21 protein-coding genes and 1 pseudogene are annotated in these 20893 nt (G+C 40.1%); 10 read left to right on the top strand and 12 right to left on the bottom strand.

Going from position 1 to position 20893, the window contains the following annotated elements; translation table 11 throughout:
* The first annotated feature begins 55 nt into the window (after window positions 1-55).
* The 5 genes from AAC855_RS06405 to AAC855_RS06385 all read left to right on the top strand — a co-directional run bounded on the left by AAC855_RS06405 (window position 56) and on the right by AAC855_RS06385 (window position 4576).
* Window positions 56-928 carry a metal ABC transporter substrate-binding protein gene (locus tag AAC855_RS06405; RefSeq protein WP_340608938.1) on the top strand — a complete coding sequence of 291 codons (873 nt, stop codon included), beginning with the start codon at window positions 56-58 and terminating at the stop codon, window positions 926-928.
* Window positions 925-1824: a manganese/iron ABC transporter ATP-binding protein gene (locus tag AAC855_RS06400; RefSeq protein WP_340608788.1), complete on the top strand. Its 900-nt coding sequence runs from the start codon at window positions 925-927 to the stop codon at window positions 1822-1824. Before AAC855_RS06405 ends, AAC855_RS06400 begins: the two co-directional genes overlap by 4 nt.
* Window positions 1821-2696 carry a metal ABC transporter permease gene (locus AAC855_RS06395; protein WP_340608787.1) on the top strand — a complete coding sequence of 292 codons (876 nt, stop codon included), beginning with the start codon at window positions 1821-1823 and terminating at the stop codon, window positions 2694-2696. The genes AAC855_RS06400 and AAC855_RS06395 overlap by 4 nt, the downstream gene beginning before the upstream one ends.
* Window positions 2693-3568, top strand: coding sequence for a metal ABC transporter permease (locus tag AAC855_RS06390; RefSeq protein ID WP_340608786.1), 876 nt, complete (start codon window positions 2693-2695; stop codon window positions 3566-3568). The genes AAC855_RS06395 and AAC855_RS06390 overlap by 4 nt, the downstream gene beginning before the upstream one ends.
* A gap of 144 nt (window positions 3569-3712) precedes the next feature.
* On the top strand, window positions 3713-4576 hold the full coding sequence (locus AAC855_RS06385; protein ID WP_340608785.1) for a fructosamine kinase family protein: 864 nt from the start codon (window positions 3713-3715) through the stop codon (window positions 4574-4576).
* Between the two features lie 344 nt (window positions 4577-4920).
* Here the strand turns inward: AAC855_RS06385 and AAC855_RS06380 are convergent, their stop codons facing one another.
* Window positions 4921-5460, bottom strand: coding sequence for a YniB family protein (locus tag AAC855_RS06380; RefSeq protein WP_340608784.1), 540 nt, complete (start codon window positions 5458-5460; stop codon window positions 4921-4923).
* A gap of 276 nt (window positions 5461-5736) precedes the next feature.
* Here AAC855_RS06380 and AAC855_RS06375 point away from each other — a divergent pair.
* Both AAC855_RS06375 and AAC855_RS06370 read left to right on the top strand, forming a co-directional pair.
* Window positions 5737-6303 (top strand): annotated as a pseudogene (locus AAC855_RS06375) (metal-dependent hydrolase); the annotation flags it as partial.
* Window positions 6304-6790: 487 nt separating this feature from the next.
* Complete coding sequence (locus tag AAC855_RS06370; RefSeq protein WP_340608782.1) at window positions 6791-8158, top strand: L-cystine transporter; 1368 nt, start codon at window positions 6791-6793, stop codon at window positions 8156-8158.
* Window positions 8159-8258: 100 nt separating this feature from the next.
* On the opposite strand, the gene htpX is transcribed toward AAC855_RS06370, so the two are convergent.
* The 8 genes from htpX to ftnA form a co-directional block, all read right to left on the bottom strand.
* Window positions 8259-9143, bottom strand: a complete 885-nt coding sequence (htpX, locus tag AAC855_RS06365; RefSeq protein WP_340608781.1) for a protease HtpX — start codon at window positions 9141-9143, stop codon at window positions 8259-8261.
* A gap of 211 nt (window positions 9144-9354) precedes the next feature.
* Window positions 9355-11463 (bottom strand): carboxy terminal-processing peptidase, encoded by a 2109-nt coding sequence (gene prc / locus AAC855_RS06360; RefSeq protein WP_340608780.1) that lies wholly within the window; start codon window positions 11461-11463, stop codon window positions 9355-9357.
* A 19-nt stretch (window positions 11464-11482) separates the two neighbouring features.
* Complete coding sequence (proQ, locus tag AAC855_RS06355; protein ID WP_340608779.1) at window positions 11483-12196, bottom strand: RNA chaperone ProQ; 714 nt, start codon at window positions 12194-12196, stop codon at window positions 11483-11485.
* Window positions 12197-12291: 95 nt separating this feature from the next.
* Entirely contained in the window at window positions 12292-12789 is a 498-nt protein-coding gene (locus AAC855_RS06350) for a GAF domain-containing protein (RefSeq protein WP_340608778.1), read from the bottom strand.
* 631 nt (window positions 12790-13420) lie between these two features.
* Window positions 13421-13783: a YebY family protein gene (locus tag AAC855_RS06345; RefSeq protein WP_422824358.1), complete on the bottom strand. Its 363-nt coding sequence runs from the start codon at window positions 13781-13783 to the stop codon at window positions 13421-13423.
* A 215-nt stretch (window positions 13784-13998) separates the two neighbouring features.
* The gene (gene copD / locus AAC855_RS06340) at window positions 13999-14958 is read right to left on the bottom strand and encodes a copper homeostasis membrane protein CopD (RefSeq protein ID WP_340608777.1); all 960 of its coding nucleotides are present in this window, start codon (window positions 14956-14958) and stop codon (window positions 13999-14001) included.
* Window positions 14958-15344, bottom strand: a complete 387-nt coding sequence (copC, locus tag AAC855_RS06335) for a copper homeostasis periplasmic binding protein CopC (protein ID WP_340608776.1) — start codon at window positions 15342-15344, stop codon at window positions 14958-14960. The genes copD and copC overlap by 1 nt, the downstream gene beginning before the upstream one ends.
* A gap of 224 nt (window positions 15345-15568) precedes the next feature.
* On the bottom strand, window positions 15569-16081 hold the full coding sequence (ftnA, locus tag AAC855_RS06330) for a non-heme ferritin (RefSeq protein ID WP_340608775.1): 513 nt from the start codon (window positions 16079-16081) through the stop codon (window positions 15569-15571).
* Between the two features lie 372 nt (window positions 16082-16453).
* Here ftnA and AAC855_RS06325 point away from each other — a divergent pair, with 372 nt between their 5' ends.
* Window positions 16454-16687, top strand: coding sequence for a DNA polymerase III subunit theta (locus tag AAC855_RS06325; protein WP_340608774.1), 234 nt, complete (start codon window positions 16454-16456; stop codon window positions 16685-16687).
* Between the two features lie 88 nt (window positions 16688-16775).
* On the opposite strand, the gene pip is transcribed toward AAC855_RS06325, so the two are convergent.
* The 3 genes from pip to AAC855_RS06310 all read right to left on the bottom strand — a co-directional run bounded on the left by pip (window position 16776) and on the right by AAC855_RS06310 (window position 18649).
* The gene (gene pip, locus AAC855_RS06320) at window positions 16776-17729 is read right to left on the bottom strand and encodes a prolyl aminopeptidase (RefSeq protein ID WP_340608773.1); all 954 of its coding nucleotides are present in this window, start codon (window positions 17727-17729) and stop codon (window positions 16776-16778) included.
* A gap of 259 nt (window positions 17730-17988) precedes the next feature.
* Window positions 17989-18366: a protein YebF gene (gene yebF / locus AAC855_RS06315; RefSeq protein ID WP_340608772.1), complete on the bottom strand. Its 378-nt coding sequence runs from the start codon at window positions 18364-18366 to the stop codon at window positions 17989-17991.
* A gap of 100 nt (window positions 18367-18466) precedes the next feature.
* A complete protein-coding gene (locus tag AAC855_RS06310) occupies window positions 18467-18649 on the bottom strand; it encodes a YoaH family protein (protein WP_099108209.1) in 183 nt (60 codons plus the stop codon).
* A 165-nt stretch (window positions 18650-18814) separates the two neighbouring features.
* Between AAC855_RS06310 and pabB the strand changes: the two genes are divergently transcribed.
* A complete protein-coding gene (pabB, locus tag AAC855_RS06305) occupies window positions 18815-20185 on the top strand; it encodes an aminodeoxychorismate synthase component 1 (protein WP_340608771.1) in 1371 nt (456 codons plus the stop codon).
* Window positions 20182-20745 carry a CoA pyrophosphatase gene (locus AAC855_RS06300; RefSeq protein WP_340608770.1) on the top strand — a complete coding sequence of 188 codons (564 nt, stop codon included), beginning with the start codon at window positions 20182-20184 and terminating at the stop codon, window positions 20743-20745. The genes pabB and AAC855_RS06300 overlap by 4 nt, the downstream gene beginning before the upstream one ends.
* Window positions 20746-20893 lie beyond the last annotated feature (148 nt).

Below are 20893 nucleotides of genomic sequence, written 5' to 3'. Positions count from 1 at the left end.
AAGGCTTACGATAATGAACAAAAAACGTTCTTTTTCTGTTTTTCCGATACTTAGTATGACTATTACCTTCTTCACTATTGCCTTATTCAGTCTGCAAGCTCATGCAGATAAAAAATTCAGGGTTGTAACTACATTTACTATTATTCAGGATATGGCTCAAAATGTCGCAGGAGATGCTGCAATTGTTGAATCCATTACAAAACCCGGTGCAGAAATTCACGATTATCAACCCACCCCAAAAGATATCATTAAAGCAAAGCGAGCAGATCTAATCCTCTGGAACGGGTTAAATCTGGAACGTTGGTTTGAACGTTTTTTTGAAAATATGCAGGATATTCCTGTCGCTGTAATCACCGAAGGTATTACACCACTCCCGATCCGTGAAGGGCCTTATAATCAGAATCCTAACCCCCACGCTTGGATGTCTCCAAATAACGCACTTATTTATATCGAAAATATCCGTAAGGCTTTAGTCAAAAACGATCCTAAAAATGCAGATACTTATAACCGTAACGCCAAAATTTATGCTGACAAAATAGCCAAACTGGATGCGCCATTAAGAGAGCGACTTTCTCGTATTCCTGAAAATGAACGCTGGCTGGTAACCAGTGAAGGCGCATTTAGCTATCTCACACAAGATTATGGATTCAAAGAAGTCTATTTATGGCCGATTAATGCCGAAGCACAAGGTACACCACAGCAGGTTCGCCGCGTCATTGATACGATGGTAAAACATAAAATCCCTGTTGTTTTCAGTGAAAGTACTGTTTCAGATAAACCGGCAAAACAAGTCAGCAAAGAGACCGGTGCCCGCTATGGCGGCGTACTGTATGTTGATTCCCTCTCTACAGCAAAAGGCCCTGTTCCTACCTATATTGATCTGTTGAATATGACCGTCGATACTATTGCAAAAGGATTTAATCAATGAAAAACGCATCGTCACTCTTTGAAAAGCCACATTTATTAGTTGATAACGCGACTGTCACTTACAACAACGGCCATACTGCAATTTATGATGCGAGCTTTGATATCACAGGCGGTACTATCTGTGCATTAGTGGGAATGAATGGCAGTGGGAAATCTACATTGTTCAAAACCATTATGGGGCTAGTTACTCCGTCTCAAGGAAAAGTAACCCTGAATGAGCAATCCATAAAAACAGCACTGAAGAAGAATATCATTGCTTACGTTCCACAAACCGAAGAAGTAGACTGGAACTTTCCGGTTCTGGTTTCTGATGTTGTGATGATGGGGCGCTATGGAAAAATGGGCTTCCTCCGTAGGCCTAGTAAACTCGACCACCAAATCGTAAACCGTTCACTTGAACGTGTCGGGCTGATTGAACTGCGTGATAGACAAATTGGTGAACTTTCTGGTGGACAGAAAAAACGGGCATTTCTGGCACGCGCACTGGCTCAAGAAGGAAAAGTTCTACTTTTAGATGAGCCTTTTACCGGAGTGGATGTTAAAACTGAAAATGCCATTATTGATTTGCTTCGTGATCTGCGTGATGAAGGACACTTAATTTTGGTCTCCACACATAACCTCGGCAGTGTTCCCGAATTTTGTGACCATGTCATTTTGATTAATCGCACCGTTCTGGCCAGCGGCCCAACTGAAACCACATTCACACAGAAGAATCTGGAAACCACATTTGGCGGTGTTTTACGCCATATCAATCTCTCTGGCCCTGAACTCCATGACGATGATGACCCACGTTCCCTGACCGTCATTACAGATGATGAGCGCGCTGCCGTATTTTACGGTCATGACAATCATGTTCCTCCACGACAAAGTCAAAAACAGAAGGACGGCCAGCTATGATGGAACTGTTACTACAGCCATTTAATTATAACTATATGGTGAAAGCCATGTGGGTAAGTGCCATTGTCGGCGCTGTCTGTGCTTTTTTGTCAGCCTATTTAATGCTGAAAGGCTGGTCACTAATGGGAGATGCTCTCTCCCACTCCGTGGTGCCCGGCGTTGCCGGTGCTTACGCTCTTGGTTTACCTTATGCCGGCGGTGCTTTTTTTACCGGGATGCTTGCAGCATTATCGATGACTCTCGTACGCCACATCACACGCTTACGTGAAGATGCCGTTATTGGGTTTATATTTTCCACTTTTTTCGCTGCCGGGTTATTGATCGTTTCTTTAAATCCAACATCCGTTAATGTACAAACCATCATCCTCGGCAATATTCTGGGGATCGCTGATGAAGATGTATTGCAGGTAGAAATCATTATCTCTGTATCTTTTATTGTTCTGATGCTGCTCTGGAAAGATCTACTGGTTGTGTTCTTCGATGAAAACCATGCTCGATCTATCGGGTTATCCCCATTACGTCTGAAAATTATTTTCTTCACTTTATTAAGCGCCTGTACTGTTGCAGCCTTACAAACAGTTGGAGCTATTTTGGTCATTGCTATGGTAGTGACCCCAGGAGCAACTGCGTATTTGCTGACAGACCGTTTTAAGAATCTGCTTGTCATTTCAGTTGCCATAGGTGCCTTAACCAGTTGTATAGGTGCTTATATTAGTTACTTCCTTAATGGCGCAACCGGAGGCGTCATTGTTACCTTACAAACCGTGATTTTCCTGCTGGCTTTCTTCTTTGCACCTAAGCACGGTATGCTGGCCTCTCGCCAACGAGCCAGAAAAGAATCTCAGGCACTTACTCAGGGAGAGCACTCATGAATAGCTTGATTGAGTTCATCACGGAACCTTTTATGCATGATTTTATGCAACGTGCCATTATGGCTGCGATCGTCGTGGGAACTGTCTGCGCAGTACTATCGTGTTATTTAGTACTGAAGGGTTGGTCATTAATGGGAGATGCTATTTCTCACGCAGTATTACCGGGAATTGTTCTGGCATTTGTTGCAGGAATACCACTTGCGATAGGTGCATTCCTTTCAGGAATATTTTGCGCATTTGCCACTGGATATCTGAAAGAGCACAGCCGGGTTAAGGAAGATACCGTCATGGGTGTTGTGTTTTCGGGCATGTTTGCATTTGGGCTGGTGCTTTTTACCCGCATAGATACAGAACAACATTTGACCCATATTCTATTCGGCAGTATCCTCGGTATTACTCACAATGAACTGTTCCAAATAATGTGTATTGCAGGGTTCACTCTGGCTGTTGTTCTCCTAAAACGTAAGGATTTCATGCTATATTGCTTTGACCCTAATCAGGCCAAAGTTGTTGGTTTACCAGTGAAACTGCTGCACTATGGCTTATTATCTCTTTTGGCTCTAACCATTGTGGCCTCATTACAAGCTGTCGGGATTATTCTGGTGATTGCAATGTTAATATCGCCCGGAATTATTGCTTTTATTTTGTGTCGGAGTTTTGAGCGTATGATGATTGTTGCCATAATAGCATCAGTCACATCCAGTGTTCTTGGTACAATAGTCAGTTTCCACATTGATGGTGAAACCGGTGCATGCATTGTTATCATTCAGGCTATTTTCTTCGCATTCGCTGTTATTTATGACCAAATAAAATTAGCCAGAAAGAAAATGAACAGAAAACAGACTAAGGATATATTATCCCCATCAGTGTGAGTCTTCAGTAAAATCAAATTAGGGGGCCTATATCCAACTTAAATATGGCCCACTAATCAGGATTTAAATTCTGTTTTAAACTGTTCAACCGCTGTATCTGTATGTAATATGTGCATAGTAATTGTCAACTTAATGAGGTGAGTCATGTGGCAAACTGTTAGCCGTCTATTAAGTGAACATTTTGAAGAGGCAGAAATCCGCAACAAAACGGAATTATCAGGAGGAGATATTCACCGTTCTTGGTCGGTTGAGTATGGCGATCAACATATCTTTGTTAAATCCAATACGAAAGAAATGTTGCCTATCTTTAAAACCGAGGCAGAACAACTGGAATTATTAGCCCGCAGTAATACAACCAGAGTACCTGAAGTCTATGGCGTTGGGCATGACCGTAATCATAGTTTCCTTTTACTCGAATATCTTCCTATCAAGCCATTTGATGCCCATAACGCGTACTGCTTTGGCCAACAACTTGCCAGACTCCACCAATGGAATGAACAACCCAAATTTGGTTTTGATTTTGACAACATGCTTGGGACGACAATCCAGCCGAATGGATGGCAAAAACGCTGGAACCAATTTTATGCAGAAAAACGTATTGGCTGGCAATTACAACTTGCATCAGATAACGGCATGGTATTCGGCAACATCGATGCAATTGTCGAAAAAATTAGTAACAAACTGCACTCTCATCAGCCTGAACCATCTTTATTGCATGGGGATTTATGGCCAACGAACTGCGCATCTGTAAATCACAATTGTGTCGTTGCATTTGATCCTGCATGTTATTGGGGTGATCGTGAATGTGATCTTGCTATGCTCCCTTTTTATCCTGAGCTTCCTCTACAGGTTCTTGATGGCTATCAAAGTGTTTGGCCACTACCGTCAGATTTCATTGAACGGCAGCCTCTCTATCAGCTCTATTATTTATTGAATCGCTGTAACCTTTTTGGCGGAGATAATTTCATCACTGCACAAAGTATCATCGATAATATATTATCCGAATAAAAATTCGATCTGATGCAGAATAGCTGCATAATCAGATTTAAAATCTAATAGAAGGGTTAACTATATTAATCCAAATATGCTTGTTTATTATTTTCTTAATAAAAACCAATTGAGGTAAGAAAGTAAACTATAGCAAAAGATTAATTATGTTAATTTCTATTTGTGAAATTTATGAAACAGACGTATATATACTTAATAGTTATAGCGGCAAGAAAGCGAACCCACTGGTGTACAGTTTATGAAAATACTGACAGGGAGGAGCAAGTATTGCCACAACAAAGAAGCAATCCGGAAAACAGCAGATATAGCTGGGGAGTTCAGCATCCCGCAGCTATCATATTGTATCACCAACCTAATAATTTTGATAAAAAATAAGCAATTGCAGCAATAATAATAGGTGATATATAGAGAGTGAATATTTGACTGAATAATGAGTGACGCGGGAACTTTACCTTAGCTTCCAGCTGTTCTTGGGTGACACCACTTTCTTTTGCTTTCTCAAGGATCATGTGATCTTCAATCTGTTCCTTAATAAATTTAAATTGACGATATATCCTCAAACCAGATGCACTCATCGCTAAACCAACAAACATCAGGAAATAGATGACCAAAAAACTAACATTCGCTCCTGTGATAACCGTCATATAATCTGGTGTTGGAGAATATCGCCAAAAAACATCTAAAAACGGTGTATTGAACTTAATCACGTCAGCCATCATTTTTAAAAAATCATTCAAGACTGCGTGAATACCATCACCTTTAACTCCATGCAGCCATACCAAGTTGACCACTGAAGCTAGGGTTGACAAAAAGGCCGGTATAAAAATAACCCAGCCCAATAACCTTTTTGTGATAGCAATATACCTTGCCTGTGAATACGTCATTGATACTCCTCATGCGCATAAACCCAAAAGATTTCAAGTCGTAACGCTAAAGTAAGTGAATTAATCACCAGAATCATATACTCTTCGCCTTTCAAATTCCTTTTAGTTGGCTGGGCAAGAGCCAATTAAATATTAGTGTTATATGTTAATAAATAAAAGATTTTTCTTGTTTACCCCTGTTCAAGTTAGGCAAAACCCTCTATACTAGCGCACTGTATACATAAACAGCAATCAGCACCAGTAATCAATACAACAAACAATCTAGTATAAATAATTATGACAGCAGAAGGGCACCTTCTCTTTTCAGTTGCCAGCCTTGTATTGGCTCACCAGCTAGAAATCACTCCAGAAATAGCACAGGGAGATTGGTTCCACATGATTCCCGGTGTACTTCTGGCTTCCTTATTACCAGATATTGATCATCCACATTCAACTTTAGGTAGACTATTTCGTTTTATTTCCATTCCTATTGCGCGGCTTTGCGGACACAGAGGGTTCACTCATAGCCTACTGGCTCTGACAGTCGGTATTATCCTATTCCAGACTGAAATACCGCCAGAGTGGCCGATACCAACTGATTTTATCCATGCCATGCTCATAGGATATATTAGCCACCTAATCGCAGATATGCTGACACCCGCAGGTATTCCTCTCTTATGGCCGCTGAAAATGCGTTTTCGAATTCCTATCTTGAGGGGAAAGGAGCGCAAAAAAGCAGAGCGATTTATAGCAGTTTTACTTGTAGTCATTTCTATTCTTATTCCGCAGCATATCAATCTTTCATTTGTCGATTATTTAGATAAATTGCAATTGAATAAACTGCAACTTGATAAATTGCAATTGAATAAACTGCAACTTGATAAATTACACATTGATAAATTACAGAATTTGTACAAATAATTGAGTTTGTTTTCTATCAAATCATGGTCCTATTTTAATAATAGGGCCAATCAAAATATAAATATTATTTCTTTATTTTCACTTATTAATTTCACTATCTGGTTATCTAACTTCTGAGTTACAGCCTGTCATTGTAGATAAATAAACTTATATATTAATCAGATAAATCAAATAACCTCATACTCTCTGAAGGCACTCTACTCACAAATTGATTAACATTAAATGAAAGCAAAATAAATTACATAAATACATATAACTAATAGTGCTATCTAGTGAAAAATAATTATATTATATTCCCTAAAATTATAAGAAAGCTAATACTTATATTGATACCATAATTCTTTAATAAAATAATGGTAAAACTTTTCGCTATAACTCGAAGTGAATACATACCATACAAAAATATTAGTCAGAATATTGGAGACTAGGGATGAATTTACCACTCATTATTAATGTGCTGGTTTTTACAGCACTACTCGTTATTTTAGCAAAAACGAGTTCAGATCAATGGAGTCTATCTAAAAAAGTGCTTATTGCCTTAGTTGTTGGCGTCTTTTTTGGATTAGCGTTGAATGTCATTTATGGTGCGCATAACCCGGTCGTAAAAGAATCAATTAAATGGTTCAACATTGTCGGCAATGGTTATGTGCAATTGTTACAAATGGTCATTATGCCATTAGTCTTTGCTTCTATACTAAGTGCAGTTGCACGTCTGCATAAGGCATCTTCCTTAGGTAAGATCAGCTTGCTGACTATTGGTACACTGCTGTTCACTACAGCCATTTCTGCTTTAATCAGTATTGTTATCGCCAATATGTTTGGGTTGACCGCTGCTGGATTAGTTCAGGGAACACAAGAGACAGCTCGTCTATCAGCAATTGAGACAAATTATATTAATCGTGTTTCAGACCTGAGTGTACCGCAACTAATCCTCTCTTTTATTCCTAAAAATCCATTTGCAGATCTCACTGGAGCAAGCCCGACCTCAATTATCGGCGTCGTCATTTTTGCAACATTTTTGGGAATTGCAGCTCTGCAAATGCTGAAAGATGACCGTGAACGCGGTGAACGAGCTCTTATCGCTATTGATACTATGCAAGCATGGGCAATGAAACTAGTCAGGCTAGTTATGCGCCTTACCCCATATGGAGTCATGGCATTAATGACCAAAGTAGTTGCCAGCTCTAATATTCACGATATAGCTCAATTAGGTAACTTTGTTGTTGCTTCCTACATTGCTATAGGTCTAATGTTTGTTGTACACGGCATTCTTTTAGCTATAACAGGCATCAACCCACTGAAATTTTTGAAAAAAGCAGGCCCTGCTCTGACATTTGCTTTTACCAGTCGCTCAAGTGCTGCAAGTATCCCGTTAAACGTAGAAACGCAAACACGTCGTCTTGGTGTCCCTGAGTCTATAGCCAGCTTCTCTGCCTCATTTGGTGCAACTATCGGTCAGAATGGTTGTGCCGGAATTTACCCTGCTATGTTAGCCGCTATGATTGCTCCAACTGTTGGTATTGATCCTTTTGACCCTCTATGGATTGCAACTCTGGTGGGAATTGTGACTATCAGCTCTGCTGGTGTGGCTGGTGTTGGTGGTGGTGCTACGTTTGCCGCACTTATTGTTCTGCCAGCGATGGGATTACCTGTCACTTTGGTCGCTTTATTAATCTCTGTTGAACCACTGATTGATATGGGGCGTACTGCGCTAAATGTCAATGGAGCTATGACTGCCGGTACAATTACCAGCCAGTTAATGGGTAAAACTGATAAAAAGATATTTGATCAGGATTAAATAATATAATGGTAAAAAAGCCGGGATTTATCATAAATCCCGGCTTTTTCATTAATTTTTTTAGATTTTCGTCTTGAAAATAGATGCAAACCAAGCAGCATTACTTCATATATTCGCCGCTACGCAACGCTTCAATACGTTTATCCAATGGTGGATGAGATAAGAATAATTCACTAAAACTCTTCGATTTGCCATTAATACAAAACGCCATCATGCTACCTTCTTCCTGAGGCTCATAGCTTGTTTTGAGGCGCTGTAATGCAGCAATCATTTTCTCACGTCCGACAAGTTTTGCTGACCCCGCATCTGCGTGAAACTCACGATAACGAGAAAACCACATGGTGATAATACTTGCCAGAATACCAAATACAATTTCCAAAACCATGGAAAGGATCATATAAACAATAGGGTTGCCATTACTACTGCTTTCGCTTTCATCGTCACTACTGGACAAGAAACTTGCTGCCGCTTGTGCAATGATACGTGAAATAAAGATAACGAATGTGTTTACAATCCCTTGTAACAACGTCATTGTTACCATGTCACCATTAGCAATGTGGCTAACCTCATGAGCAATAACAGCTTCAGCTTCATCGCGGCTCATATTATTCAGCAAGCCTGTACTAACAGCCACTAAAGACGCATTACGGCGAGCTCCTGTCGCGAATGCGTTAATATCCGGTGCATCATAGATGGCAACCTGTGGCATAGTGATACCCACTTGATCAGACTGACGGCGAACAGTTTCCATCAACCAGAATTCCGTTTCGTTAGACGGTTTTTCAATAACCTGCCCACCAACAGAACGCAATGCCATCCATTTAGACATTAACAAAGAAATAAATGCACCACCAAAACCAAACAAACCAGCCATAATCATAAGGCCAGCAACACTACTTCGCTGTACTCCCGTAAGTGAAAGTATTATCCCAAACACAACCATAACGGCAAGGTTGGTGAGCAGGAACAGGGCAATTCTCATCATATAAATTTGCTTCCTTTAATAATCAAACAGTTCAACTAAAAGTAAATCATAAGATGGGGACTAAGACCATATTATTCAATTTTTTTAAGATGTTAAGCGATAGAATCAACATAACTTTACAATTTTACATAAGATCCAGCCAATAATACAAAAGTAAAAAAACCGACTGTAAAAGCCGGCTTTTTATGCATTATGATATATAAAACCACTACTATTTATTCTGAGTTATTTCACCTGGCTGGTGAGCCAAATTCAGAGCAATTTGTATCGACTCGTCTAAGTAAGGGTCTGGCCCTTTATAATCTTTTGCTAAGTCATCAAGTGACACAAGTGGTTTTTTACCTTCCCGTTTGAAGCGCTCATTGATACGATTTAGTTTAATCGCCTCATACTCTTTATTTTCTTTTTCCCGCTCTGCATAGTTTAATGAATAAACACCATGACGAGCTTTTAGTACCTTATAATAGGCAATATCCTGATCAATATATTTAAATTCAGGATCATTAGCGATACGCTGGCGATGCAGCTTAGTTAATAATGGCACTAACTCTGAAATATTCTTTGAAGAAGAATAAATTGCTGGTTGGATACTATCCCAAGGCAAAGCATTATCCTCCTTACTTTCACCTATATCAGTAGGCTCTGTTCCTGTTGGCATAAGAATATCAGGTGTAACACCTTTAAGCTGAGTACTACCACCATTTATACGATAGAACTTCTGGATAGTATATTGCACTGAACCGATTGCCGGCCACTCAGGACTGAGCATTTGATCATAAATGCGATTCAGGGAACGATATTGTTGCACTGTCCCTTTACCAAAAGTCGGCTCACCAACAATCAATCCACGCCCATAATCCTGCATAGCTGCCGCAAAAATTTCAGATGCAGAAGCACTTAAATTATCAACTAAAACAACCAAAGGGCCTTTATAATATACCGCTTCATCAGTATCTGAATCTTCTTTAATCTGCCCTGTATTATCTCGGATCTGTACAACTGGGCCAGTTGTAATGAATAAACCAGAAAGTGAAACGGCTTCTGTCAGCGCACCACCACCATTACCACGCAAATCAATAACAATGGCAGAAACATTTTGCTTCGTTAGTTTTTGCAGTTGTACTTTTACATCATTAGTCAAGCCAACATAAAAACTGGGAATATCAAGGACCCCAACTTTTTCTTTACCAACAGTTTTAACTGACATTTTAACTGCGTTGTCTTCAAGGCGAATATTTTCACGAGTTAACGTGATAATATGATTTTTTGCCCCTTTTGCACTTGGAATAATTTCAAGGCGGACTTTACTGCCTTTTGGCCCTTTGATCAGAGCAACAACATCTTCCAGACGCCAGCCAACAACATCTACAATAGGTTTACCTGCCTGCCCTACTCCAATAATTTTATCTCCGACTTTGAGTAAATTACTTTTGGCAGCCGGGCCTCCCGCCACAAGTGAGCGGACGGTTACATATTCATCATCATACTGTAATACAGCGCCGATCCCTTCGAGTGAAAGGCTCATTTCTGAATTAAACTGCTCTGTATTACGAGGTGAAAGGTAGCTGGTATGAGGATCTATTTCACGAGCAAAAGCCATCATTATAATTTGAAAAACATCTTCACTTTTACTCTGAGTCAAATGTTTTAACAAAGTCCTATAGCGTTTTGTCAGTGTTTCCTTGACCTCTTTATCATTTTTCCCTGACAGTTTAAGATTTATCCAATCTGACTTAATCTTGGCATCCCAGAGATGATTTAATTCTTCAATACTCGTCGGCCACGGTGCTTTATCACGCTCAGTCTCTAACTTATCATTTCCATCTAAACGGATAGGCCGCTCTAATCTGGAAAGAGCATATTGATAGCGCTCAAAACGACGTTTTTGCTGTAAGTTAAATAACGCATATGGAAGGTGTAAATCACCATTTTTAAGCTCTTTACCTAAAAGCGCTTTTTGTGAGGCAAATTGCGCGATATCTGATGCCAGAAAAATATTATGCCCGTAATCCAGCATATTTAAGTAACGGTCAAAGATTTTTCCTGAGAAATCGGCATCAAGATTAAAATGGCGGTAGTGAGAACTGAGAAAACGGGAAACAACCCGTTGACTGACTGTTGCATGTTGTAATTCCGGTTTTAGATCAGGTAACTGATTTAGAGTAACAGTAGGCGGATTATTCCCAACTGTTGTTCCGGCAACAGATACAGAGGTATTAGCGGTATCACTACGAGCAGTACTATCATTGACAGTATCTGCATACCCTGTACCAAAAAATGATAGACCTAAAACGAAAGCCAAAGTAATGAGTTTGTTCATGCCCAAGTTGGCCTCCGTATCAGAACTTTAAGTGTTCTGCGCGTACAATCATTGCCAGACCAGTAGGTAACTGCACTCTTACACCATCTTTCGCAATTTCCAGCACAGAAGCATCCATTAGGCTTTTCCCTACATTCACTTTGATTGTCTGACCGACTGTCAAAGAGGATACATCTGTAACTGAGGTTAACTCAGGTTGTGCAATTTTTTTGCTAGCTTTATCTGCTGGTTTACGCGATTGCTGCGGACGTTCTTGCGGACGGGATGGACGTTTCTCATCCTTTTTACCTGCTTCCGGACGGCGACGAGGCGCAGCCTTTTTATTCACAGGACGTTCGCTTTTCTTGTCAGATACGTTTTCTGTTTCACGTTTTTTGGCACGTTGTTCAGCCCGTTGAGCCTGTACACGAGCTTTAGCTTCCGCTAACTGCTGGCGCGCATGTTCAATATGTTCAGCTTCCAGCTCACCACACGCATTGCCGTCAAGGTCAACACGCTGAGCACCTTCTTTTACACCATAAAGGTAACGCCAGCTGGAAGTATACAAGCGCAGAGCAGAACGGAGTTGTGTTTTACTTAAACACTCTTCGCCCTGAATACGTTCAACGATATCCTGAAAGATCCCGATTTTCAAAGGACGTGCTTCACCTTCTGCGGCGAAACATAACGGGAAACGATCAGCCAAAAAAGCAATGACTTCTTTACTACTGTTCAACTTAGGTTGATTTTCCATGAAATTTCCTGATTACAACGGTTTTGCCAACCAGCGCAGGCATGAACAGGCGACATTATAATGGTGTTGCCGATAAATGCCACGTCATACATAAGTTAAGTTACATTCTGTTGCAGATATTTTGGCACAACACATTGCCCCAAATGCTCACACAGCCTGCTAACAAGGGCTTTCAAGCCATGTTCATCATATTCATCGAACCGGTCAAAAACCGTGCTGTCGATATCAAGAACGCCGATAATTTGCCCATTAATTTCCAAAGGAAGGACAATTTCAGCGTTACTAGCTGCATCACAGGCTATATGACCGGGAAAAGCATGTACATCAGAAATACGCTGGATACTATTCTTTTCTACAGCGGTTCCGCATACCCCTTTCCCTATAGGAATACGAACACAGGCAATTTTGCCCTGAAATGGCCCTAAAACTAGGGTATCACCATCTACCAAGTAAAAGCCAACCCAATTAACATTATCCAAATGTTCATATAACAATGAACTTGTATTTGCAAGAGATGCAATCAGGTTATACTCGCCTGATAATAATGCCATCAAGCTATTTGATAAATTCTCATAGCGTTTATACTTATCCATATACACCTATACAAAGTAGTCAAGAACAACAAGTGAACAACAAGTGAACAACAATAAATTAACGAATAGGGATTCTTATTAAAGATATCAGTCACTCCGATAAATTTTCTGTCTCCCTTCTATTCGCTGCCCCAATTTAAAGCCCGAAGCACAGAATTAGAATTTTCTTTCGGGAATTTTACCAGTATTCACTTTTGAAATTCAGTTAGTTATCACAGCTTATATTATAAAACTACCTGATTTGCAGTCCAAACCGTGTTCCTGCTCAAATTATTATCCAATATCCTCTCTACCGACGAATGGTTGTTTATGCAATTTTTTTGCGTTTGTTTGTCACTACATTATTGCCATTCAAAGTCTACTGAACAAATTATACAAATTAGGGGAAAAATGATTTTGTGAAAAAAGAATAAAATTATTCACTAATTGTGGTAAGCATAATAAAAAAAGGCCGAGCTCATTCCTCTACTCGGCCTAGGGAAAATGGCTCTGTTAGAGAGCCGTGCGCTAAAATGCCATTGAGACGTAGAACAACTTACCTCTTAAAGAGTAGTTGAGACATGATAATTTACCAAGTTTGGTTAATTTATTAACACATTAATTGACATTTCATTCATATCAGAAGTAAAAATCACTTATCTTTTTTATCACCTGTTTTATAATCACATAAAGTCATAGCTGCCTTTTGAAATGGTTTGATGCTCATTTTTTGATTATTATTCTCAGGATCATCTAGAAGTATTGTGTTTAGCGGTGTTGCAATCACTTGGTGGGTTTGCACAAGTTCTTCTGCTCGTTCATTGAGCGGGTATTGCATAAGCGTACTGGGGTTGATCACGAACAATGCACCTCCTGAACGACAATCAAGCATAACCTCTTCACGGGTGAAAGCCCATTGCTTACCGAACTGTAACTTACTTACTGTTTGTATTGGGGCCGCCATCCCCTGAAAAGAAAAAAACAAAAAAGATAAAACACAAAATACTCGTTTCATTGTTATTCCCCAGATAAATACACAACCCGAATTCTAACGCCCTTTTCCCTGTTTATATAGCTAAGACCACTCATTACCATGACCAATACACTTAACTGCACCATAATGCTAGGAAAGTGGCAGCGCAGAAACTCTGCGCTTAATTACTTAATACGAAATACGGTTGAAAAGTAGTTCAGCCGACCAAAATGGGATATGGCACATATAAATGAGGATCACACAGGAGGTTCTGTTGCAAAAATAGCAACACAAAGCAGGGCTGCTGCCCCCAGAATGATTTCCAGCCAACTGTTGATCATGAGTAATTCATAGCGCCCTTTTTGCTTTAACTTAGGCACTAAGATATAACGATTGATTAAAGCTAAGATAACCATAATTGTAACCAGTGTAATTTTTAGCCACAACATTGATTGGTATTCGGAGACTGGAGCATTAAAAGTCGGCCAGCCCGGAATTAGAATGATGCTACTGACAATGCCTGTAGCAATCACCAAAAAAACAGCCAAATGCCCATAATTAGAAAATCGTCTCATCGCAGCAACACTTTCATCATAAAGACGACTCTCCGTGTCACCACTCTCCACCTTGTCAGGAGTTGGATTCAATCCGGGACTACCTTTCAGACGTAAGAATTGCAAGCACAGCAAAAACGGCCATAACCCACCAAACCAATAACCTGCACTGAGTAAGTGGACAACCTGATTCAACTGAAGCAGTTGACCAAGCGCCCCTTCATACATAGCAGCATGCCCAATGAAGGCATGGCTTGAAAGCAAAACAACAGAACAGCCTAATAATAAAAAGTGCCTTGTTTGAGAGCTACCAGCATTAGTACGTAAAAATAGCATTCCCCCCACAGCAAGAGTTGCAACCAACAATTGCCACTGCCATACCTTGCCAAAAGCGGTCCCTAATACTGCCTGCCATATTTCTGTCTGGTAAGCATCGTGCCAGCCATCTCCCATCAGTCCGGCCTGTACAATAAACCAGACGATTGAAGTTATAAAAGCCAGTGCAGTACTAATCCCTAAAGCAGATTTCAGCCGTTTTTTAATCAATACTGAAAAGTGGCCTGATGCAAGTAAAGTAATGAACAGGCTAAGCCCGAACATTAGCATTACAGCCACAAAATGAAAGAAACGACAGAGTACGTATAATGTCTCGAGTGAAATCATTATCTTACAGTAAAGTTATAAACACCTTTCGTTTTATGACCATCGACCGACAACACACTCCAGTCAACGCGATATTCACCGGCAGGCAATTTGGCTTCAACCGGCAGAATCAGTTTGGTTTTAGTTTCCGGATCAAGCTCCAGTTTTCCTGTTTTAATCACTTCTTTTTCCGGGCCAATTAATTTTACTTTGCTGAACCCAAGCTCAATGCGTTCTGAAAAACTCAGGGTTATAGCTTGTGGTGCCGCTTCGACCGTTGTATTTTCAGCCGGAGTTTGATCTTTTAAGTGAGCATGTGCTAAAGCCTGCTGGCAGGATATGCCAACAAACAAAACAACCAAAGCAGATAACTTAGTCCAGAATGAGCGAATGCTAAAAATAGTCATAAATATATAACCCTTTAATATAAAGACGAATTTTATAATTGAGAGAATTCTATATCAAAAGACAAGTTTAATCTGTGGTAAAAGCCCGGACCTGTGAAGCACCACGCAAAAACAAGAGTAGAAAATAAAACGAAAAAACCGTGATTCCTGCTTGAAATAGTCCAAAAACAGGAATCACGGTCCAAAAATCCATCAGATAGAGACTAGTTGATTATAAACTCATCTCAGCCGTGGGCTGCATGTGCTGGAACAGATAACCCTTTCAAGTCCTTATCCAGTAAGAATAAAGATTTACCACTCTCACCCACCATACCCAGTTTATCCAGAATAGATTTGAATAATTTCTCTTCTTCATGTTGTTCAGAAACATACCACTGTAAGAAGTTAAAAGTAGAATAATCCTGAGTTGTCATCGCCAAGTGAGCCAGTTTATTAATCTCTTCAGTGATCAGTTTTTCATGTTCATAGGTCTGATTGAATACATCAGAAATGGAACTAAATTCAACAGGTGGAGCCTGAATCGCACCTAGTACAGGCATTGCTCCAGTATCACCCAAATAATCAAATAAGCGTTGCATATGCTGCATTTCTTCTTGTGAATGGGCTCTCAGAAATGCGGCCGCTCCTTCGTACCCTTTATCACTACACCATGCACTCATTTGCAGATATAAATTAGCAGAATAAAATTCCAGATTTAATTGCTCATTTAATTTAGTGATCATTTCTTGTTTCAACATAGCCCTATCTCCTGATGATTAATTAACTGGAGCATATTATGCCTATTAAAAATCAATAAAACAAAAATAAATTAATAATAAATAACCATTTGATAATAAACAATTTATATTCATCTGCCAACAAGAATAAATCTCATTAAATATAAGAAAATAATAATCAATTTTATTTGATTAAATATTTATTAAAATAAAACCAACTTAATAGAAATGATAATTGATATTATTAATATTTATTGGGCTATTTTTTATTCAAATAACGGCTTGCTAAATGAATGAGACTCCATTAATTTTATCTCCTGAGGATATATCTTACAGATTTCAAGAATCAACTTGAAAGACGAAAGGTATACATAGTATTTTTTTGGAGACAATATGGTAGAGCATAATTTAGCCAGACTATCAAAAGATGAAATGGACAAAGTCAACACTGATTTAGCGGCATCAGGCGTTGCATTTAAAGAGCGTTATAATATGCCTGTCATTCCGGATAGTGTTGAGCAAACTCAGCCACAACATCTGAGAGAATATTTCCAGCAGCGATTAAGGCATTACCGTCAGCAATCAAGGTCTTTATCTCGTTTACCTTACGAGCCGAAAAGCCGTTAAAAACTATCGTTAAAGATCTATCGTTAAAGATAATCGGCAAAATAACTCAATAAAAAGTAACCACTGCGTGAGCAAGTGGTTACCCCATCTACTTTCCAATAAACTTATCAGTTGCTTTGATTAACTGATGCAAAATACCCGGTTCATCAAAAGAGTGACCGGCTCCTTCAATAATATGTAACTCGGCTTCTGGCCATGCTTTTGCCAAATCCCAAGCATTCTGTACCTGACATGCCATATCATAACGCCCATGAATAATGACTGCAGGAATATGCCTGATAGCATCAACATGATCTAATAGCTGATGTGTCTCATCCATAAAACCATTATTGATAAAATAATGATTTTCAATACGTGCAATTGCCAGAGCAAACTGTTCTTCTGCAAATGAATCAGCATGTTCAGAAGGTAACAGTGTGATAGTTTCACCTTCCCAGGTACTCCATAGTTGAGCGGCTTCCAACTGCACTGCGGGATCACTACTTGTCAGACGTTTGTGATAAGCACTCATCACATCTGCGCGTTCTTCTTCAGAAAGAATGGATAATATACGCTCCCATTTTTCCGGGAAAAATCGGGAAGCACCTTCCTGATAATACCATTGCAATTCCTGAGGCCGGAGTAGAAATATTCCCCTTAATACCAGCTCTGATACAGCATGAGGATGTTTCTGGGCATAAGCCAGAGATAATGTTGACCCCCATGAGCCACCAAAAACCAGCCAGTTATCAACGCCCATGAGTCTACGTAAGCGTTCAATATCATCCACAAGATGCCAGGTTGTATTATTTTCAAGGCTTGCATGAGGCTTAGAGCGCCCACAACCACGCTGATCAAATAGCATGACATGGTAATATTCAGGATCGAATAGCTGTCTATGGTAATGGGCTATTTCTCCACCGGGTCCTCCGTGAATAAATACCGCAGGTTTACCTTTAGGATTGCCGCACAGTTCCCAGTAGATCCGGTGTCCGTCACCGGTATCCAGATAGCCAGTCTTATATGCATCATAAGCCGGATAAAGTTTCCGTAATTCCGTCATAGAGACCTCTCAATTAGATACACCCACTGAGTTCCAAAATTGTGTTCGCCAGTAAGAGAGTGACAAAGCTGTCTGAGCAACCAAAAGTAGCGCCATTAGGAAGCAAGCGCTTTTAATTGCTAACCCCAGAAGCATAACTCATTATGTGGCAGGAATAAGAGAGCACAACCAACAAATAGGCAACTGGCAAGACGAAAAGCATAAAAAGGGATACGTTTCCAGTATCCCGAACACATGTGAAGCTATCATGACTATTTAATTACCGGATTTCACTATAGCTGATAGTCTCTTTCTGGCAATCAATGGTGACATTATAGCTTTTGTCTTTTTTAGTGCCCCTGACAACCAGCGGAACCAGTAATGCGTCTTTATCACCGGTAATATCGTTGACATTTACCCATGCTACAGGTTTTGCCGTACCTAATTGTTTCCTGTCCTTATCCCAGTGATTAAGACGGTTTTGCAAGAAATCTTGTTTAACCTGTGCGGCAATTTGATCTTTAGTCAGATTTTTGCAGGAAACAAATTTAGCGACATGGTCATTTTCAGTCGCTGATACAGCAGTTGTAAACATAAAAGAAAGTGCAACGGCCACATTCAATAACCCTGCACGATGGATGAATTGTTTTACCTTCATGTTACCTCCTATTACCATCCAAATAGTATGGATTAATGTTAGGTTAAACTAACATGTAATAGAAAGTAATTATGTGAGTTTTGTTAAAAATGCGTTGCGACTATTTTACATCATCTTCAAACAAAACATGGATCTGTTCTTTATCCTGATGTTTTTCCCTCAGTTCCTGAGCCACAATGGCGATTGCTTCTCCACTGCTCATCCCTTCAGAAATAAGTTGATGAATCCTTTCTACAGCAATCTGTTGCTCTTCATGGGACAGTGCCGGCATACCTGAAAACATGGCGTTTACCTCTAATATATAGTAATGAATGATGATGGTTGTGATTATATACACAACCAATTTTAAGTTGCAGTATGACAGCAAGTGAACAGGCGTACCATTCTATGATAATCTCCGCCAATTAATCAGTTACTTTTGAATTGCCCTGCCAATACGGGTTCCACCATGAAGATTGCATTACAAAAACGTCAGTTACCTTATTTCCCTGATCTTGCTGCCAGCTATTTTGCTCCTCTTTCTGCCACTCCTTGGGCAATGTTGTTACATTCAGGAGCCGCTCAACATTCACATAATCGATTTGATATTATTGTTGCAGAACCAATCATCACTCTTGTGACGCAAGGAAACTCGACGGAAATCAAAAGCCATGATACCGTCTCTCATTCTCAAGAAGATCCCTTTTTATTACTAAAAAAACATCTTAATGACTGCAATATTACCCCTCAGTTTGATCCCGACCTGCCATTTCAGGGAGGAGCATTGGGAATATGGGGGTATGATCTCGGGAGATGGACTGAAAAGCTACCAGCGACAACCATTAATGAATTGAATTTCCCGGATATGGCCATTGGGATCTACGATTGGTGCCTTATCATTGACCACCACCAGCAAAAAACAACTTTATTAAGCTATCACGATATTGATACTCGTTTGGCATGGCTTGAAACACACACCCAGCCCCGCGAAACACATCTTGCCCTCACCAGCGCGTGGCAATCCAATATGAGTGAACAGCAATATCATGAAAAAATTGCGCATATTCATCGTTACTTACGTAATGGTGACTGCTATCAGGTTAATCTGGCACAGCGTTTTCACGCAGATTATCAGGGCGATGAATGGCAGGCTTTCAAGAAACTCAACGAGTCGAATCGTGCCCCTTTTTCGGCTTTCATTCGCTTACCTGAAAATTGTGTCATCAGTGTTTCACCCGAACGCTTTTTATTACTGGAAGATAATAAAATCCAGACCCGACCTATCAAAGGCACATTGCCACGTGAACAAGATCCAGAAAAAGATCGATTACAAGCTGAAAAATTAGCCAAATCCCGGAAAGACCGCGCTGAAAACCTGATGATCGTTGATCTCCTCAGGAATGATATCGGGCGTGTAGCGGAGGCAGGATCAGTTAAAGTACCTGAATTATTCGTTGTTGAGCCTTTTCCGGCTGTTCATCACCTTGTCAGTACCATTACTGCAACATTACCGGACGAATATCACGCAACAGATTTACTACGAGCCTGTTTTCCCGGCGGTTCCATCACGGGAGCGCCAAAAATCCGGGCCATGGAAATTATTGAAGAATTAGAGCCGCATCGCAGACATGGATATTGTGGCGCTATTGGCTATATTAGTTTCTGCGGTACAATGGACAGTAATATTACTATACGCACCCTATTGACAGAAAAAGGAAAAATATACTGCTGGGCTGGTGGGGGAATTGTTGCTGACAGCACTGCGGAAAAAGAGTATCAGGAAACATTCGATAAACTTGGACATATCTTACCGAAATTAAGGGAACTCCATACATCATGACATCTCTTTCTGATTTTATTCATCGGTTTCAACTGCAAATTCCCGTACAACCCGATTATCCGGTCAACAATCAGCGGAATGCCGCTGTATTACTGCCAATTATTTGTAAGCCCGAGCCTACACTGTTACTTACCCAACGGGCACGGCATCTACGTTCACATGCAGGGCAAATTGCTTTCCCCGGTGGCGCGGCTGACCCGGAAGATCATTCACTGGCTGCCACCGCGCTACGTGAAGCCGAAGAAGAAGTCAATATTCCATACCATCAGGTACAGGTTCTGGGGCAATTAGCCCCTATGGAAAGTAGCAGCGGGTATCATGTTACTCCTATTATCGGGTTAGTTTCGCCTCCCTTCTCTTTTCAGGCTAACCCAACTGAAGTGGACAATTTTTTTGAAATCCCGCTTTTTGATGCACTCTCTCTTCCCAACTATCAGTATTTGGATGTTAAGAAGCATAACCGCCAACATCGGATCTACTTTTACTGGTATCGCGGGCAAATGATTTGGGGATTAACTGCCTCAATTATTTATCGGCTGGCTCAACAAGTTCAAAAGTAGAGCTAAAAATGACCACTGACAAACATTATTTGCACATTTATTGTCCTAAATCATACCAATAACTATTATAATTAAAAAAAAACTGTAAACTCCTTTATCAACACCACTAAATAACAGTAAAGTAACGCGCTTTATTATAAATATACTA

This window comes from Xenorhabdus bharatensis, assembly GCF_037996705.1.
Taxonomy (GTDB): domain Bacteria; phylum Pseudomonadota; class Gammaproteobacteria; order Enterobacterales; family Enterobacteriaceae; genus Xenorhabdus; species Xenorhabdus bharatensis.
This window is presented reverse-complemented; position numbering and strand designations above follow the sequence as displayed.

Bases quoted from the DNA above. Each gene is read 5' to 3' on its own strand.
- AAC855_RS06350 (WP_340608778.1), bottom strand. From the start codon at position 12,789: ATGGATAAGTATAAACGCTATGAGAATTTATCAAATAGCTTGATGGCA.
- AAC855_RS06390 (WP_340608786.1), top strand. From the start codon at position 2,693: ATGAATAGCTTGATTGAGTTCATCACGGAACCTTTTATGCATGATTTT.
- AAC855_RS06310 (WP_099108209.1), bottom strand. From the start codon at position 18,649: ATGTTTTCAGGTATGCCGGCACTGTCCCATGAAGAGCAACAGATTGCT.
- ftnA (WP_340608775.1), bottom strand. From the start codon at position 16,081: ATGTTGAAACAAGAAATGATCACTAAATTAAATGAGCAATTAAATCTG.
- copD (WP_340608777.1), bottom strand. From the start codon at position 14,958: ATGATTTCACTCGAGACATTATACGTACTCTGTCGTTTCTTTCATTTT.
- prc (WP_340608780.1), bottom strand. From the start codon at position 11,463: ATGAACAAACTCATTACTTTGGCTTTCGTTTTAGGTCTATCATTTTTT.
- proQ (WP_340608779.1), bottom strand. From the start codon at position 12,196: ATGGAAAATCAACCTAAGTTGAACAGTAGTAAAGAAGTCATTGCTTTT.
- pabB (WP_340608771.1), top strand. From the start codon at position 18,815: ATGAAGATTGCATTACAAAAACGTCAGTTACCTTATTTCCCTGATCTT.
- pip (WP_340608773.1), bottom strand. From the start codon at position 17,729: ATGACGGAATTACGGAAACTTTATCCGGCTTATGATGCATATAAGACT.
- AAC855_RS06400 (WP_340608788.1), top strand. From the start codon at position 925: ATGAAAAACGCATCGTCACTCTTTGAAAAGCCACATTTATTAGTTGAT.
- AAC855_RS06395 (WP_340608787.1), top strand. From the start codon at position 1,821: ATGATGGAACTGTTACTACAGCCATTTAATTATAACTATATGGTGAAA.
- AAC855_RS06325 (WP_340608774.1), top strand. From the start codon at position 16,454: ATGGTAGAGCATAATTTAGCCAGACTATCAAAAGATGAAATGGACAAA.
- AAC855_RS06405 (WP_340608938.1), top strand. From the start codon at position 56: ATGACTATTACCTTCTTCACTATTGCCTTATTCAGTCTGCAAGCTCAT.
- AAC855_RS06385 (WP_340608785.1), top strand. From the start codon at position 3,713: ATGTGGCAAACTGTTAGCCGTCTATTAAGTGAACATTTTGAAGAGGCA.
- AAC855_RS06300 (WP_340608770.1), top strand. From the start codon at position 20,182: ATGACATCTCTTTCTGATTTTATTCATCGGTTTCAACTGCAAATTCCC.
- copC (WP_340608776.1), bottom strand. From the start codon at position 15,344: ATGACTATTTTTAGCATTCGCTCATTCTGGACTAAGTTATCTGCTTTG.
- AAC855_RS06380 (WP_340608784.1), bottom strand. From the start codon at position 5,460: ATGACGTATTCACAGGCAAGGTATATTGCTATCACAAAAAGGTTATTG.
- yebF (WP_340608772.1), bottom strand. From the start codon at position 18,366: ATGAAGGTAAAACAATTCATCCATCGTGCAGGGTTATTGAATGTGGCC.
- htpX (WP_340608781.1), bottom strand. From the start codon at position 9,143: ATGATGAGAATTGCCCTGTTCCTGCTCACCAACCTTGCCGTTATGGTT.
- AAC855_RS06370 (WP_340608782.1), top strand. From the start codon at position 6,791: ATGAATTTACCACTCATTATTAATGTGCTGGTTTTTACAGCACTACTC.
- AAC855_RS06345 (WP_422824358.1), bottom strand. From the start codon at position 13,783: ATGAAACGAGTATTTTGTGTTTTATCTTTTTTGTTTTTTTCTTTTCAG.